This window comes from Chelatococcus daeguensis (assembly GCF_001887265.1).
GTDB classification, from domain to species: domain Bacteria; phylum Pseudomonadota; class Alphaproteobacteria; order Rhizobiales; family Beijerinckiaceae; genus Chelatococcus_A; species Chelatococcus_A sambhunathii.
The window spans coordinates 2,882,261-2,896,390 of record NZ_CP018095.1; the positions used below are offsets into that span (position 1 = coordinate 2,882,261).

10 protein-coding genes and 1 pseudogene are annotated in these 14,130 nt (G+C 66.3%); 2 read left to right on the plus strand and 9 right to left on the minus strand.

The window, feature by feature from the left end:
• Positions 1 to 29: 29 nt before the first annotated feature.
• Positions 30 to 1,322: an adenylosuccinate synthase gene (locus tag BOQ54_RS13655; protein WP_055457612.1), complete on the minus strand. Its 1,293-nt coding sequence runs from the start codon at positions 1,320 to 1,322 to the stop codon at positions 30 to 32.
• A gap of 155 nt (positions 1,323 to 1,477) precedes the next feature.
• Positions 1,478 to 2,326, minus strand: a complete 849-nt coding sequence (locus BOQ54_RS13660) for a type 1 glutamine amidotransferase (protein WP_071924098.1) — start codon at positions 2,324 to 2,326, stop codon at positions 1,478 to 1,480.
• A 100-nt stretch (positions 2,327 to 2,426) separates the two neighbouring features.
• Here BOQ54_RS13660 and BOQ54_RS13665 point away from each other — a divergent pair, with 100 nt between their 5' ends.
• Positions 2,427 to 3,344 carry a DMT family transporter gene (locus BOQ54_RS13665; RefSeq protein WP_071924099.1) on the plus strand — a complete coding sequence of 306 codons (918 nt, stop codon included), beginning with the start codon at positions 2,427 to 2,429 and terminating at the stop codon, positions 3,342 to 3,344.
• 282 nt (positions 3,345 to 3,626) lie between these two features.
• On the opposite strand, the gene serA is transcribed toward BOQ54_RS13665, so the two are convergent.
• From serA to BOQ54_RS13685, 4 genes are all read right to left on the minus strand, one after another.
• Positions 3,627 to 5,216, minus strand: coding sequence for a phosphoglycerate dehydrogenase (serA, locus tag BOQ54_RS13670; protein ID WP_055457617.1), 1,590 nt, complete (start codon positions 5,214 to 5,216; stop codon positions 3,627 to 3,629).
• 99 nt (positions 5,217 to 5,315) lie between these two features.
• On the minus strand, positions 5,316 to 6,491 hold the full coding sequence (locus tag BOQ54_RS13675) for a phosphoserine transaminase (protein ID WP_071924100.1): 1,176 nt from the start codon (positions 6,489 to 6,491) through the stop codon (positions 5,316 to 5,318).
• 384 nt (positions 6,492 to 6,875) lie between these two features.
• Positions 6,876 to 7,718 (minus strand): outer membrane protein, encoded by an 843-nt coding sequence (locus BOQ54_RS13680; RefSeq protein WP_063190035.1) that lies wholly within the window; start codon positions 7,716 to 7,718, stop codon positions 6,876 to 6,878.
• Between the two features lie 75 nt (positions 7,719 to 7,793).
• On the minus strand, positions 7,794 to 8,480 hold the full coding sequence (locus BOQ54_RS13685) for an outer membrane protein (protein WP_055457620.1): 687 nt from the start codon (positions 8,478 to 8,480) through the stop codon (positions 7,794 to 7,796).
• 257 nt (positions 8,481 to 8,737) lie between these two features.
• On the opposite strand from BOQ54_RS13685, the pseudogene BOQ54_RS19535 reads away from it, so the two are divergent.
• Positions 8,738 to 9,504: pseudogene (locus BOQ54_RS19535) on the plus strand (IS5 family transposase).
• Positions 9,505 to 9,534: 30 nt separating this feature from the next.
• Here BOQ54_RS19535 and BOQ54_RS13700 read toward each other — a convergent pair.
• The 3 genes from BOQ54_RS13700 to ftsH form a co-directional block, all read right to left on the minus strand.
• A complete protein-coding gene (locus tag BOQ54_RS13700; protein ID WP_055457621.1) occupies positions 9,535 to 10,350 on the minus strand; it encodes an outer membrane protein in 816 nt (271 codons plus the stop codon).
• Positions 10,351 to 10,611: 261 nt separating this feature from the next.
• Positions 10,612 to 11,955 (minus strand): phosphoglucosamine mutase, encoded by a 1,344-nt coding sequence (gene glmM, locus BOQ54_RS13705; protein WP_055457622.1) that lies wholly within the window; start codon positions 11,953 to 11,955, stop codon positions 10,612 to 10,614.
• A 186-nt stretch (positions 11,956 to 12,141) separates the two neighbouring features.
• A complete protein-coding gene (ftsH, locus tag BOQ54_RS13710) occupies positions 12,142 to 14,067 on the minus strand; it encodes an ATP-dependent zinc metalloprotease FtsH (RefSeq protein ID WP_055457623.1) in 1,926 nt (641 codons plus the stop codon).
• Between the last annotated feature and the right edge of the window lie 63 nt (positions 14,068 to 14,130).

A 14,130-nucleotide genomic window follows, 5' to 3' on the forward strand; every position in this document is an offset into this window, starting at 1 on the left:
TCCCGAATGTCCCGAAAACGTGGGGCCCGTCAACCTTCGAAGGGATTATGCACGAGGATCGTATCGTCGCGCTCCGGGCTCGTCGACAGAAGCGCGACGGGGGCGCCGATCAACTCCTCGATGCGCCGGACATATTTGATGGCCTGGGCCGGCAGGTCCGCCCAGGAACGCGCGCCCGCTGTCGTGCCGGGCCAGCCCTCGATGGTCTCGTAGACCGGCTCGACGCGCGCCTGAGCGCCCTGGCTTGCCGGCAGATGATCGAGCACCTCGCCGTCGAGGCGATAACCGACACAGACCTTGATCTCGTCGAAGCCGTCGAGAATGTCGAGCTTCGTCAGCGCGATGCCGTCAATACCCGAGGTGCGTACCGTCTGGCGCACCAGAACGGCGTCGAACCAGCCGCAGCGACGCTTGCGCCCCGTTACCGTGCCGAACTCGCGGCCACGCTCGCCGATGCGCTGCCCGATCTCGTCGTCGAGCTCCGTCGGGAAGGGCCCCTCGCCCACCCGCGTCGTATAGGCCTTGGCGATGCCGAGCACATAGCCCACCGCCTTCGGCCCCAGACCCGTGCCCGTCGCCGCCTGGCCCGCCACCGTGTGCGAGGAGGTGACGAAGGGATAGGTGCCGTGGTCGATATCGAGCAGGGCCCCCTGCGCGCCCTCGAAGAGGATGCGGCTGCCGTGGCGGCGTTCCTCGTCGAGCAGGCGCCACACCGTGTCCATGTAGGGCAGCACCTTCGGCGCCACGGCGGAAAGCTCGTCGAAGATCTCCTCGGCGCCGAACTCGGCGAGACCGAAGCCGCGGCGCAGGGCGTTGTGATGCGACAGGAGGCGCTCGATCTTGGCGGGCAGCGTCTCGAGGTCTGCAAGGTCCATCAGGCGTATGGCGCGACGGCCGACCTTGTCCTCATAGGCCGGGCCGATGCCGCGGCGCGTGGTGCCGATGCGCGTGCCGGCGTTGGAATTCTCGCGCAGCGCATCGAGCTCGCGGTGCAGCGGCAAGATGAGCGTGGCATTGTCGGCGATGCGCAGGTTGTCGCGCGTGATGCTCACCCCTTGGGTGGCGAGGCGATCGATCTCGTCGACGAGCGCCTGCGGATCGAGCACGACACCATTGCCGATGACGGCGAGCTTGCCGGGGCGGACGACGCCGGACGGCAAAAGCGAGAGCTTGTAGACGGCATCACCGATGACGAGCGTGTGGCCTGCATTATGGCCGCCCTGGAAGCGCGCGACGATGTCGGCCTGCTCGCAGAGCCAGTCGACGATCTTGCCCTTGCCCTCGTCGCCCCACTGGGCGCCGACCACCACGACATTCGCCATTTACGTCCAGCCTCCGGCTGTTCCGGCCATCAACATGATAAACCCCGGCGCAAGCTCACCTTGGCCGGGGTTTCCTTGCACCCTCTCTTGGGCGATCGGAAGGCGAAAATCAAGCCCGACGCATGCGCACACTGCGATTTGGAATGGCTCCCAGGTCAGTGCCGCATCGTGCCGCCGTCGAGGCAGCGGGCGAGGAAATTGCGGATCTCGATCGTGCGCAGCGCCTCGTCGAGCACCTGCTCGTCGAGACCGTGCCGCCAGGCGATATCCCGGCGGCTGCGGTCTTCGTCCAGCATCCTGAGCTCCCCGGCATAGCCGGCGACCTCGGCCGGATCCCCGAAGAAACCTTCTTCGGCCAGCGGCTCCGCCATGCGGCTCATGATCGCGGCGAGTTCGGTCAGCGAAAATTCCGGGTGGTACTGCACGCCCCAGAAGGTGCCGCGCCCGTGGCGGATCTCCGCCGCCTGCACGCCGGCCATGCCGTTGGACGCAAGCACGATGGCGTTCGCCGGCAGGCTGGCGACCACATCGAGATGCACGCAGGGCGCATCGAAGGCACCGGGGCGTCCCGCGAGCAGCGGATGCCCCCTGCCCGCCTCGCTCGGCGTGATTCGTCGCGCAAAACCCACCTCGCGTCCGAGCGGGTTGGGCGTCACCGTCCCGCCGGCGGCGACTGCCGCCACCTGCAGCCCCCAGCAGGAGCCGAAGGACGGCACGCCGCTGTCGTAGACCGCCCGCATCAGCTCGATCTGCCGCCGCACCGGCGCCTCGTCATGGTAGACGTGCAGCGGCGAGCCCGTGAGGATCACCGCATCGTAGGAGGAGAGCCCGGCGCCGGACGGCAGCTGCGCATCGGCATCGGCAGGCAGCGCGATATCGCAGGCGGCGGCCGGCGCGATGCCCTTCACGACGGCAGCATAAGCCTCGCCCGGCGTCAGACCGAAGCCTGCATGGTGGCGTTCGCGAGCATCTGCCGGATAACCATCGACGATCAGCAACCGCATCCTGTGACACCTTCTGCCGCAATGCTCCCCTGCGTCTAGGCCCCTTACGGGCCGGCGGCAAGCACCCTAGTCTGCAACGCCATCTTCACGGAAGCCGCCCTTGACCCTGCAGCCGTTGACCGCCCGCCATCGCCTCGACCACGCCTACCTGCTCCTGACGCTCACCACGCTCATGTGGGGTGGCAATGCCGTCGCCAGCAAGCTCGCGGTCGGCCACATCACGCCGATGGTGCTGACGTCGGCGCGCTGGATCGTCGTCTGCCTCATCCTGCTGCCGCTCTACGGCCGGGCCCTGCGCGACAACTGGGGCAAGATCGCCTCTCACCGGCTCCGCGTGATCCTGATGGGCGCCTTCGGCTTCACCGGCTTCAACGCGCTCTTCTATCTCGCCGGCCACCACACGAGCGCCGTCAACATCGCCATCATGCAGGGATCGATGCCGATCCTCGTACTCGTCGGCGCGCTCATCTTCTTCGGCGTTCGGGCCACCTGGCTGCAGATCGTCGGCGTCATCGTGACGCTCGGCGGCGTCGCCATGACGGCAACCCACGGCGATATCGCCACCATCACGCAGTTCGCCTTCAACATCGGCGACGTGTGGATGTTGATCGCCTGCGTATTCTACACGGGTTACACCCTTGCCCTGCGCGGCCGCCCGGACGTGCCGGGGCTCGTCTTCTTCCTGGCGCTCGCCATCGTCGCCTGCCTCACCTCCCTGCCGCTGCTGGCCTGGGAGATCAGCGCCGGCAACGCCTACTGGCCGACCTGGCAGGGCTATCTCGTCCTCATCTTCGTCGCGCTGTTTCCGTCCCTGCTCTCGCAGATCACCTTCATGCGCGGGGTCGAACTCATCGGGCCGAGTCGCGCCGGCGTCTTCGTCAATCTCGTGCCCGTCTTCGGCGCCCTGCTCGCCGTCCTCATCGTCGGCGAGCCCTTCGGCTGGCACCACGCGGTCGCCATGGCCATGGTGCTCGGCGGCATCTTCATCGCCGAGCGCCTGGGGCGGAAGATCGGCTAGAGACGGAAGCGTCGGTCGCAGAACAACGGCTCCCGTCGTGTCATGCCCGCGCTTGTCGCGGGCATCCACGCAGCCACGGGACCATGGCCGAAGGCATGGATGGCCGGGACAAGCCCGGCCAGGACAGCGGAAGCCACTGCACCCGTGCCTGGCGTTTGATTGCAGGGGATAGCAGCCTCCCGTGGGCCCTGCCGGCATCGACACCGGACGCGTGCCAATCACCCAAACGTAAATGCCCGGCACGAGGCCGGGCATCACAAGATACATGCGAGAGAGCGAGGCTCAGAACGTCAGCGCCTTGGCCTGCTTCACACCCGGGATGGTCTGGATGTCCTCCAGCACCTTGGCGGGCACCTCGCCGTCCACCTCGACAAGCGCGATGGCGGAGCCGCCGGGGGTGTCGCGGCCGAGGGCGAAGGTGGCAATGTTGACACCCGCATTGCCCAGGATACCGGCGAAGCGACCGATGAAGCCGGGCTTGTCCTCGTTCGTCACATAGATCATCGACGGGGCGAACTCGGCGTCGACCGTGATGCCCTTGATGTTGACGATGCGCGGCTTGCCGTTGGCGAAGACCGTGCCGGCGACCGAGCGGGTCTGCCGTTCGGTGACGACCGTCAGGGTGATGAGCGCGTCGTAGTCGTGCTCGGCCTCGCGCACGGTCTCCTCGACGACGATGCCGCGCTCCTTGGCGACGACCGGCGCCGACACGACGTTGACATCCTGCAGGATCGGCCGCAGCAGGCCGGCGATGGCGGCCGACGAGAGTGCGCGCGTGTTGAGATGCGCCACGGTCCCCTCGTAGGTGATGTGCACGCTCTTCATGCCGGTCTCGGTAAGCTGCCCGGCGAAGGAGCCGAGCTTTTCCGCAAGCGCGATGAAGGGCTTGAGCTTGGGCGCCTCTTCGGCCGTGATCGATGGGAAGTTCACGGCGTTCGAGATGGCGCCGCGCAGCAGGTAGTCCGACATCTGCTCGGCCACCTGCAAGGCGACGTTCTCCTGCGCCTCCGTCGTCGCGGCGCCGAGATGCGGCGTGCACACGACGTTAGGGTGGCCGAACAGTGGGTTCTCCGTCGCAGGCTCAACGGTGAAGACGTCGAAGGCGGCACCCGCCACATGCCCTTCGTCAAGCGCCTTGCGCAGCGCCACCTCGTCGACGAGGCCGCCACGGGCGCAGTTGACGATGCGCACGCCCTTCTTCGTCTTGGCGATGTTTTCGGCCGAGAGGACGTTCTTCGTCTTCTCGGTGAGCGGCGTGTGCAGGGTGATGATATCGGCCCGCGCCAGAAGGTCGTCCAGTTCCACCTTCTCGACGCCAATGTCGAGCGCGCGCTCGGGTGACAGGAACGGGTCGTAGGCGATCACCTTCATCCTCAGGCCGAGCGCCCGCTCGGCGACGATTGAACCGATGTTGCCGCAGCCGATGATGCCGAGCGTCTTGCCCGTGATCTCGACACCCATGAAGCGGTTCTTCTCCCATTTACCGGCCTGGGTCGAGGCGTCGGCAGCGGGAATTTCACGCGCGAGCGCGAACATCATGGCAATGGCATGTTCGGCGGTGGTGATGGAATTGCCAAAGGGCGTGTTCATCACGATGATGCCCTTGGCCGTTGCGGCCGGGATGTCGACATTGTCGACGCCAATGCCGGCCCGGCCGATGACCTTGAGGCGCGAGGCCTGCTCCAGAATCTTCGGCGTGACCTTGGTGGCCGAGCGGATGGCGAGGCCGTCGTAGTTGCCGATGATCTCGGCAAGCTTGTCCTTGTCCTTGCCGAGGTTCGGCTGGAAATCGACCTCAATGCCGCGATCCTTGAAGATCTGCACGGCAGCGGGCGACAGGGCATCAGAAATGAGAACCTTGGGGGCGGTCATGGGTTTTCGCCTCGATGGAATTGGGCAGTCGGCAATCGGCAGATAGGCAGTCGGAGAAGGCAGATCGACGATTGCCGACTGTCCCGACTGCCCCCGCCGTCAGGCGGCAGCGGCGAGCTTCGCCTTCTCGGCGGCGAAGGCCCAGTCGAGCCAGGCCGTCAGGGCCTTGACGTCGTCTGTCTCGACAGTGGCGCCGCACCAGATGCGCAGACCGGGAGGTGCGTCGCGGTAGGCGCCGATGTCATAGGCGACGCCCTCCTTCTCGAGGGCGGCGGCGATGCCCTTGGCGACCGCGGCGACCGTTTCGGGCCCTTTCGTCACCACCTCGGGATCGACGATCTTGAGGCAGACGGAGGTGTTGGAAGCCGTCGCCAGATCCTCGGCGAGATTGGCGATCCACGGGCTCGCCTCGACCCAGTCGAGCAGCGCCTTCGCGTTCGCGTCGGCCTTGGCGACGAGCGCCTTGAGGCCGCCGAGCGACTTCGCCCATTGGAGCGCGTCGATATAATCCTCGACGCAGAGCATGGAGGGCGTGTTGATCGTCTCGCCCTGGAAGATGCCCTCGATGAGCTTGCCGCCCTTGGTCATGCGGAAGATCTTGGGCAGCGGCCAGGCGGGCGTGTAACTCTCAAGCCGTTCGACGGCGCGCGGCGAGAGGATCAGCATGCCGTGCGCCGCCTCGCCGCCGAGCACCTTCTGCCAGGAGAAGGTGACGACATCGAGCTTCTGCCAGTCGAGGTCCTGCGCGAAGGCGGCGGAGGTCGCGTCGCAGATGACGAGGCCTTCGCGGTCGTCGGCGATCCAGTCGGCATTCGGCACGCGCACGCCCGAGGTCGTGCCGTTCCAGGTGAAGACCACGTCGCGCGTCCGGGTGTCGACCTCGGCGAGGTTCGGCAGCGTGCCGTAGGGCGCCTTGATGACGCGCGCGTCGGTGAGCTTGAGCTGCTTGACGACGTCGGTGACCCAACCCTCACCGAACGACTCCCAGGCGAGCATGTCGACGCCGCGGGCGCCGAGCATCGACCAAAGCGCCATCTCGACGGCGCCGGTGTCGGAGGCCGGCACGATGCCGATGCGGTAGTCCGCCGGCACGTTCAGCACTTCGCGGGTGAGGTCGATGGCGAGCTTCAGCTTCGCCTTGCCCACCTTGGCGCGGTGGGAGCGGCCGAGCGGCGCGTCGTTGAGGGCTTCAAGGGTCCAGCCGGGGCGCTTGGCGCAGGGGCCGGAAGAAAACTGCGCGCGCGCGGGCCGCGCGGCGGGAGCATTCGTCGTCATGTATCCATCCTCTCAGATGGGCGCTTCCCGTTGGGGGGAAGTGTCCCGCGGATGGGGATACGCGAGCCCCGCCCCCGCGTCAACGACGGAATTGGACAACGATGCCGCAGGGCCAGAGGGGCAGTCGGCAGTCGGCAGTCGGCAGTCGGCAGTCGGCAGTCGGCAGTCGGGCGATCACTCAGCGCTCGCTCACGAGCAACCTCGTTTCCCGGGCGCATGCAGCGAAGTGGAATGCGGCCCGGGAACCAGCGCATGAATCTGCCGAAGGCACCATGGAAATGGGCCCCGGCTCAGCACCGCATCATTCACATGCTGCGGTGTGTCCGGGGCATGAAGTTGCGTTGGGGACCAGAGGTGGACCTGTTCCGGGCCTTGCAGGCCCGCTCAGAACTTCGCCGCCACCGCGCCCCGCACGGTGTGGAGATCCGCGTTCACGTTCTCGAACGAGCCGAACCGGACATATTCGTATTCGCCGCGAAGGAAGAGGTTCTCGGTCAGGAGAATGTCGAGACCCAGGCCTGCGGCAATGCCGACCGCATAGGTATCCTTCTTGCGCTCGCTGGCCGAGCCGTAGAGCCCCGCCGCGCAGGCCGGCGGTGTGCTGCCCGTCGTGTCCTCGCACAGATAGACGTTCGCGCTGCGGGTCACATCGGCGCGACCAACCGCAAGACCGAGCGTCGCATAGGGCAGGAAATTGCCAAGATCGTAGCCGGCGCGTCCGCGGAACGTCAGATAGTCGGTCAGCTTCACCTGGGCGCTGGATTCCAGCCCGACATTATACGTGTAGCCGTTGCTGGTGGCCGTCCAGAACCTGTTGCTGTCCGAAGCCGTCGCATCGAGATTGAGTCGCGTGTAGCCGAGCTCGACGCCGAGGACCACATCCTCCCACTGGCTGTTGTAGCCGACGAGAAAGCCGTAGTTGCCGCCGCGCACGTCACGCTCCGGCAGCACCGTTGCGCCCGAGATGCGGCGCTCCTGCTCGACGGCGAGATTGCGCAGGATATAGGCGATCTGGCTGCTGTTCGCCGTGCCGAAATCGATATTGGCGTTGGAATAGCCGCCCTGCACGCCGATGTAGAAGCCGCCCCAGGCGCCGGTCGGCTCGCTGTCGCCATAGGCGGGCATCGAGCCGCGCAGCCAGCTGTCGCCGAGATCGGCAGCATGAGCGGCCGGAGCCGCGAAAGCCCAGCCGAGACCAATGACCAGGCCCGGAAGAAGCGCGCGCATCGATCAGAACTCCCCAACCTCCAGTACAGCCTCGATCATTGCCCGTTAACCTTAATATTCCGTTGCGAATGCCGCTCAATCGAAGGTGTAGCGCAGGCCGAAGCGCACCTCGTGGCTGCGCAGGTCGCCGACGCGCACCGCCCCGCCCGCCGCCCGCGCCTTGCCGAGATCGGCGAAGCGATAGCCGAGATCGAACTTGAGCGAGGTGGTGATATCGATGGCCGCGCCCGCCATCAGCGCCCAGGCGAATCCGGTGCGCGTGCCGCCGTCATAGGCGATGTCCGTACCGGTCGCCGTCGCGGTCTCCCGGACGGAGCCGAGCCGGTTGACCGCAAGACCGGCACCCGCGCCGACATAGGGTGTGATGCCGGACCACGTGCCGAGGTCGGCATAGAGATTGGCGAGCACCGCGACGGAATTGAGCTTGGCCGTGGCGGCAAGGCCCGGGGCGGAGGCCGAGAGGCTGCGCTCGGCGAAGACATCCCCCGTCACGTCCGCCCGCAGCCAACCGAAGTCGTAGCCGAGCCCGAGCCCGAAGGTGGCGTTCTTGTCCAGCCGCTCCCCGATGTAGCCGAGGCCGTTGATGGACAGCGCGGGGTCGATCGGCATGGCGTAGCCGACGTCGCCGCGCAGGTAGAAACCCTCCCCGCTCGCCAGCACCCCCGGCTCGGGATCGAGCACCGGCGCCGGCGGAAGCTCGGCCGCAGCGACGGGGGCCGCCACGACGAGGGACAGGGCTGCGACGAGAAAGGCATGACGCATCGAGAAATACTCCCGGGACGGACGCAATGGGCGTGGGCAAGGGAGGCACCACCATTTGCCGGGAGCTTGCCGCCAAGAAGTTAAGTGACCATTAACCTTAACGAATGTTGACCGAAGATCTCGGCTCCTTTCGCCGACGGCCGGCAAAAAGAAAGCGCGGCGTAGGACGCCGCGCTCCTAGGCCGTAAACCCATAAACGGCTCTGGGTTCCCTGACGGTGGCAATTGTGATTCAAGCTCCTTTTCGGGAGCTTTGCGATGGGCCGCTACGATCTGACGGATTTCGAATGGGAGGCGATCCGGCCTCACCTTCCCAACAAGTCGCGGGGCGTGCCTCGCGTGGATGACCGGCGGGTTCTCAATGGCATCTTCTGGTGCCTGCGCTCGGGCGCGCCGTGGGCGGACATGCCGGCGCGCTACGGGCCGCCGACCACGATCTACAACCGCTTCAACCGATGGCGGAAGGCGGGCGTCTGGGATCGGCTCATGGACGCGATCACAAGGGCTTACGATGGTGACGTGCAGATGATCGACACCTCTGTCGTCCGCGTCCACCAGCACGGGGCGACGGCAAAAAGGGGGGTGTCGATCGATGTCTGGGTCGCTCCCGAGGCGGGCTCACGACCAAGCTCCACGCGCTCGTCGACAGCCGAGGCAGGCCGATCCTCCTCAAGCTCACGGCAGGCCAAGCCAGCGACCTCGCGAGTGCCAAAGACCTGATCGGGCATCTCGCGCCGGGCTCAATGCTGCTGGCCGACAAGGGATACGACGCCAACGACCTGCGCGCTGCCGTCGCCGAGCGGAACGCATGGGCGAACATCCCGCCCAAGCGCAACCGCAAGGACCCGATCTGCTTCTCCAGGCACCTCTACAAGGCGCGCAACCTCGTCGAGCGCTTCTTCAACAAGATCAAACACTTCCGCCGTATCGCCACCCGCTTCGACAAGACGGCGGAAAACTTCCTCGCCGCCGTGAAGCTCGCGTCCATCCGCATCTGGCTACGCGGTTATGAGTCTACGGCCTAGAACTGCGATGATGGCCCGCTCTGCAGCCGATCAGTATTTGGCGACGATCGGCTCGTAGCTCTCGGCAACCACGGGGCCGCCGAACATCCAGCGCATGCCGAGCTTCACGTCGTGCGAGGACAGGTCCTTGAACTTCATCGGGTTGTACACGTTGTTCGTGCCCGTGTACGTGATGATGTCGCCGCTCTGCGCATCGCCCAGATTGACGTAGCGATAGCCGAGCTCGACTGTAAAGTTCGGCGTCACGGCATAGGCAAGGCCCGCATAGAGCGCCCAGGCGAAGTTCCACTTCGAGGCATCGCGCGCATAGGCCGAACCGAGGTTCGGCACGTTCTCGTCGCGGAAGCTGTGGATGGTGTTGTAGGAGCCGCCAACGCCGGCGCCGACGAAGGGCGTCACGCCGTGCCAAGTGCCGAGGTCGAGATAGGCATTGGCAAGGAACAGCCATTCGGACTTCGAGCCCGAATAGTTGTTGGAGCCCGCGGCATAGCCGGGGCCGGCCGGATAGACGTCGTAGCCGTGGAAATTCGCCCGGGCGCGATATTCGCCCGTGACGTCGAAACGTAACCAGCTGTTGAACTGGTAACCGAGGCCGACGCCGAAGAACGGTGCCGCATCGAAGGCCTTGTCGATGTTCACGACGGTGGCGTCGTAGAGCACGTTGTCGAGCTTGTCGACTTCCTGGTTGCTGAAGCCGATGTCGCCTCTGAGATACCAGCCGCCGAAAGCGACGGGTTCGGGCACCGGCAGGGGCGCCGGCGCAGGCAGAAGATCGGCCGCCCGGGCGCCGGAGACGAGCCCGGCGGCCATGAGGCCGGCGCACGCAATGAATTTCAGGCTGCCCATGAGTATTTCCTTCGTACCGGGCAAATCGTGCTTGCCCGCAAAACCGCAGACGAAGGCAATCTAGGCACTACTCGTTAAATATCGCTTAAGCCTAACGCTTAACCCTACCGATCCGTTAAGATGAATCGACAGCAGCGGCCGCCGGAACGGCGCTGGAGGACGGCCGGCGACCTTCCTTGCCCTCGACGGGTGGGACGTGCCGCCGCATCGCCGACCGCTCGCTCCTGTTGCCGGGTGCGCAGACCCTGCACGATGCCGGCGTCAGGCGGCGGCCCTCGTCAGCGCGTCGCAGACCTCGCCCACCACCTGCTCCACGAGGTCGCGGTCGTCGCCCTCGGCCATCACGCGGATCACCGGCTCGGTACCGGAGGGCCGGATCACCAGGCGTCCGTTGCTGCCGAGCCGCTCGCGCGCCGCATCGACGGCATTGGCGACGGAATCGTTCTTCAGCGGCTGGCCGTCCCGGTAGCGCACGTTCTTCAACACCTGAGGCAACGGCTCAAAGCAGTGGCACACCTCGCTCACCGGCCGGTCCTGCGCCTTGAGGACGGCCAGCAGTTGCAAGGCCGCAATGAGGCCGTCGCCGGTCGTCGTATGGTCGGACAGGATGATGTGGCCGGACTGCTCGCCGCCGAGATTGTAGCCGTGCGCCCGCATGTGCTCCAACACGTAGCGGTCGCCCACCGCCGTGCGGGCGAGTTCCAGTCCGCGGCCCGCGAGATAGCGCTCGAGGCCGAGGTTCGACATGATGGTGGCGACGATACCGGGCTTCGACAGGCGCCCGTCAGCCTGCCAGCTCGAGGCGATGACGGCCATCAGCTGGTCGCCGTCCACAAGATGGCCCTTCTCGTCGACGATGAGCACGCGGTCGGCATCGCCGTCGAGCGCGATGCCGATGTCGGCACGGGTCTCGCGTACCTTGCGCACCAGCGCCTCCGGTGCCGTCGAGCCGACCTCGTGATTGATGTTGAAGCCGTCCGGCTCGTCGCCGATGGTGATGACCTCGGCCCCCAGTTCCCACAGCGCCTCGGGCGCAACCTTGTAGGCGGCGCCATTGGCGCAGTCGACGACGATGCGCAGGCCCTCGAGGTCGAGCTGGCGCGGCAGGGTGCGCTTGGCAAATTCGATGTAGCGCGCGTGCACGCTCTCGATGCGCTTGGCCCGGCCGAGCCCCGCGGGCGGCGCCAGCCGGCTCGTCAGATCGCTCGTCATCAGAGCCTCGATCTCGCGCTCCACCTCGTCGGACAGCTTGTAGCCGTCCGGGCCGAAGAGTTTGATGCCGTTGTCTTCGTACGGATTGTGCGAGGCGGAGATCATCACGCCGAGGTCGCAGCGCATGGAGCGCGTCAGCATGGCGACCGCCGGTGTCGGCACTGGCCCGAGCAGCAGCACGTCCATGCCGACCGAGGTGAATCCGGCCTGCAGGGCGGATTCGATCATATAGCCGGACAGGCGCGTGTCCTTGCCGATGACGACACGGTGGCGATAGTCGCCGCGATGGAAGACGAGGCCGGCCGCCTGGCCGACGCGCAGGGCGAGCTCGGGCGTGATGGTGCCGTTGGCCCGGCCACGGATGCCGTCGGTTCCGAAGAAGCTGCGTGTCATGTGCGTAGAGCTCGGTGCGTGCAAGAAGAGGCCATTCTTATCTGAACCCGCGCGAATATATCATCCGGCATCGGCCAATGATGCGCGCGCTTTGTTCACAAAGTATGAGCGCAGATTACAGCCGCTCGATCAGAAAGACGAACGGCGCCCGACGGCGCCGTTCGGCCTGCGTTGGGGGTGAGCGTATCAGGCCTGCGGCTGCGGCTCGAGGCCGGCGTCCGGCTCGCCGCGCGGGCGGTTGAAGCCAGCCGACGGCACGGGCGAGTGGCGCGTGGGCGCCGCTGGCTCGCCGGCATCGCGCACGGGTGGCTTGCCGTCGAGCAGATCGCGGATTTCCTCGCCTGTCAGCGTCTCGTATTCGAGCAGCCCCTTCGCCAGAAGCTCCAGCTGATCGGCCTTCTCCTTGAGGATGCGGGTCGCCTCGGCGTAGCCCGCCTCAACGAAGCGGCGGATCTCGGCATCGATCTTCTGGGCGGTCGCCTCCGAGACGTTCTGCTGGCGTGCCACCGACATGCCGAGGAAGACCTCGTCCTGATTCTCCCCGTACATGACGGTGCCGAGCTCGTCGGAGAAGCCCCACTGCGTCACCATCATGCGGGCGAGCTTGGTCGCCTGCTGGATATCGGAGGCAGCGCCGGAGGTCACCTTGTCCTTGCCGAAGACGAGTTCCTCTGCCACGCGGCCGCCCATCATGATGGCGAGGCGCGAGGTCATCTGCTCGTAGCTCATGGAGAGCTTGTCGCGCTCCGGCAGCTGCATGACCATGCCCAGCGCGCGGCCGCGCGGGATGATGGTCGCCTTGTGCACCGGGTCTGTCGCCGGAACGTTGAGGGCAACCACGGCGTGGCCGGCCTCGTGATAGGCGGTGAGACGCTTCTCCTCCTCGCTCATGACGAGGGTGCGGCGCTCGGCGCCCATCATCACCTTGTCCTTGGCGTCCTCGAACTCGCGCATGGTGACGATGCGCTTGGAGCGGCGGGCAGCAAGCAGGGCCGCCTCATTGACGAGATTCATCAGGTCGGCGCCGGAGAAGCCCGGCGTGCCGCGGGCGATGACCTTGAGGTCGACATCCGGAGCGAGCGGCACCTTACGCACGTGCACGCGCAGGATCTTCTCGCGGCCGGCGACATCCGGGTTCGGCACCACGATCTGACGGTCGAAGCGACCGGGGCGCAGAAGAGCCGGATCAAGCACGTCCGGGCGGTTGGTGGCGGCGATGATGATGACGCCCTCGTTGGCCTCGAAGCCGTCCATCTCGACGAGCAACTGGTTCAGGGTCTGCTCGCGCTCGTCATTGCCGCCGCCGAGGCCGGCGCCGCGGTGGCGGCCAACCGCGTCGATCTCGTCGATGAAGATGATGCAGGGCGCGTTCTTCTTCGCCTGTTCGAACATGTCGCGCACGCGGCTCGCGCCGACGCCCACGAACATCTCGACGAAGTCCGATCCCGAAATCGTGAAGAAAGGCACGTTCGCTTCACCCGCGACGGCGCGGGCGGTTAGCGTCTTGCCGGTGCCCGGCGGGCCGACGAGCAGGCAGCCGCGCGGGATGCGCCCGCCGAGCCGCTGGAACTTCTGCGGATCGCGGAGGAACTCCACGATCTCCTGCAGGTCCTCCTTGGCCTCCTCGATGCCGGCGACGTCCTCGAAAGTCACGCGCCCGTGCGCCTCGGTCAGGAGCTTGGCCTTGGACTTGCCGAAGCCCATGGCGCGACCGGCGCCGTTCTGCATCTGCCGCGACAGGAAGATCCAGGCGCCGATGAAGACAAGCAGCGGCAGCCAGTTGACGAGCAGGGCGATGAACCAGGGCGTGGAATCCTGCGGCGGCTTGGCCGTGATCTGCACGCCCTTCTGCGACAGCTTGCTGATCAGGTTGGGGTCGTAGGGCGCATAGGTGGTGAAGGTGCCGCCCCCGCCGATATAGGTGCCCGTGATGTTCTGGCCCGAGATCACCACGGAGCCGATGCGGCCGTTCTCGGCGTCGGCGATGAGCTGCGAATAGGGAATTTCGTTCGCGGCCTGCCGCTGCCCGGGGTTCTGGAAGAGCGTGACCAGTGCCAGCACCAGGAGAAAGATGACTACCCAGAGGGCGAAATTACGAAAATTGGGATTCATCGTTTCCCTGTCGCTTTGTTCTTCGGCACCGGAACCCGGGCCGCACTCATGTCCAAGCTAATT

Coding starts and splice junctions, on each gene's coding strand:
- glmM (WP_055457622.1), bottom strand. CDS start 11,955: ATGACACGCAGCTTCTTCGGAACCGACGGCATCCGTGGCCGGGCCAAC.
- BOQ54_RS13675 (WP_071924100.1), bottom strand. CDS start 6,491: ATGACGACGAATGCTCCCGCCGCGCGGCCCGCGCGCGCGCAGTTTTCT.
- serA (WP_055457617.1), bottom strand. CDS start 5,216: ATGACCGCCCCCAAGGTTCTCATTTCTGATGCCCTGTCGCCCGCTGCC.
- BOQ54_RS13700 (WP_055457621.1), bottom strand. CDS start 10,350: ATGGGCAGCCTGAAATTCATTGCGTGCGCCGGCCTCATGGCCGCCGGG.
- BOQ54_RS13660 (WP_071924098.1), bottom strand. CDS start 2,326: ATGCGGTTGCTGATCGTCGATGGTTATCCGGCAGATGCTCGCGAACGC.
- BOQ54_RS13685 (WP_055457620.1), bottom strand. CDS start 8,480: ATGCGTCATGCCTTTCTCGTCGCAGCCCTGTCCCTCGTCGTGGCGGCC.
- ftsH (WP_055457623.1), bottom strand. CDS start 14,067: ATGAATCCCAATTTTCGTAATTTCGCCCTCTGGGTAGTCATCTTTCTC.
- BOQ54_RS13680 (WP_063190035.1), bottom strand. CDS start 7,718: ATGCGCGCGCTTCTTCCGGGCCTGGTCATTGGTCTCGGCTGGGCTTTC.
- BOQ54_RS13655 (WP_055457612.1), bottom strand. CDS start 1,322: ATGGCGAATGTCGTGGTGGTCGGCGCCCAGTGGGGCGACGAGGGCAAG.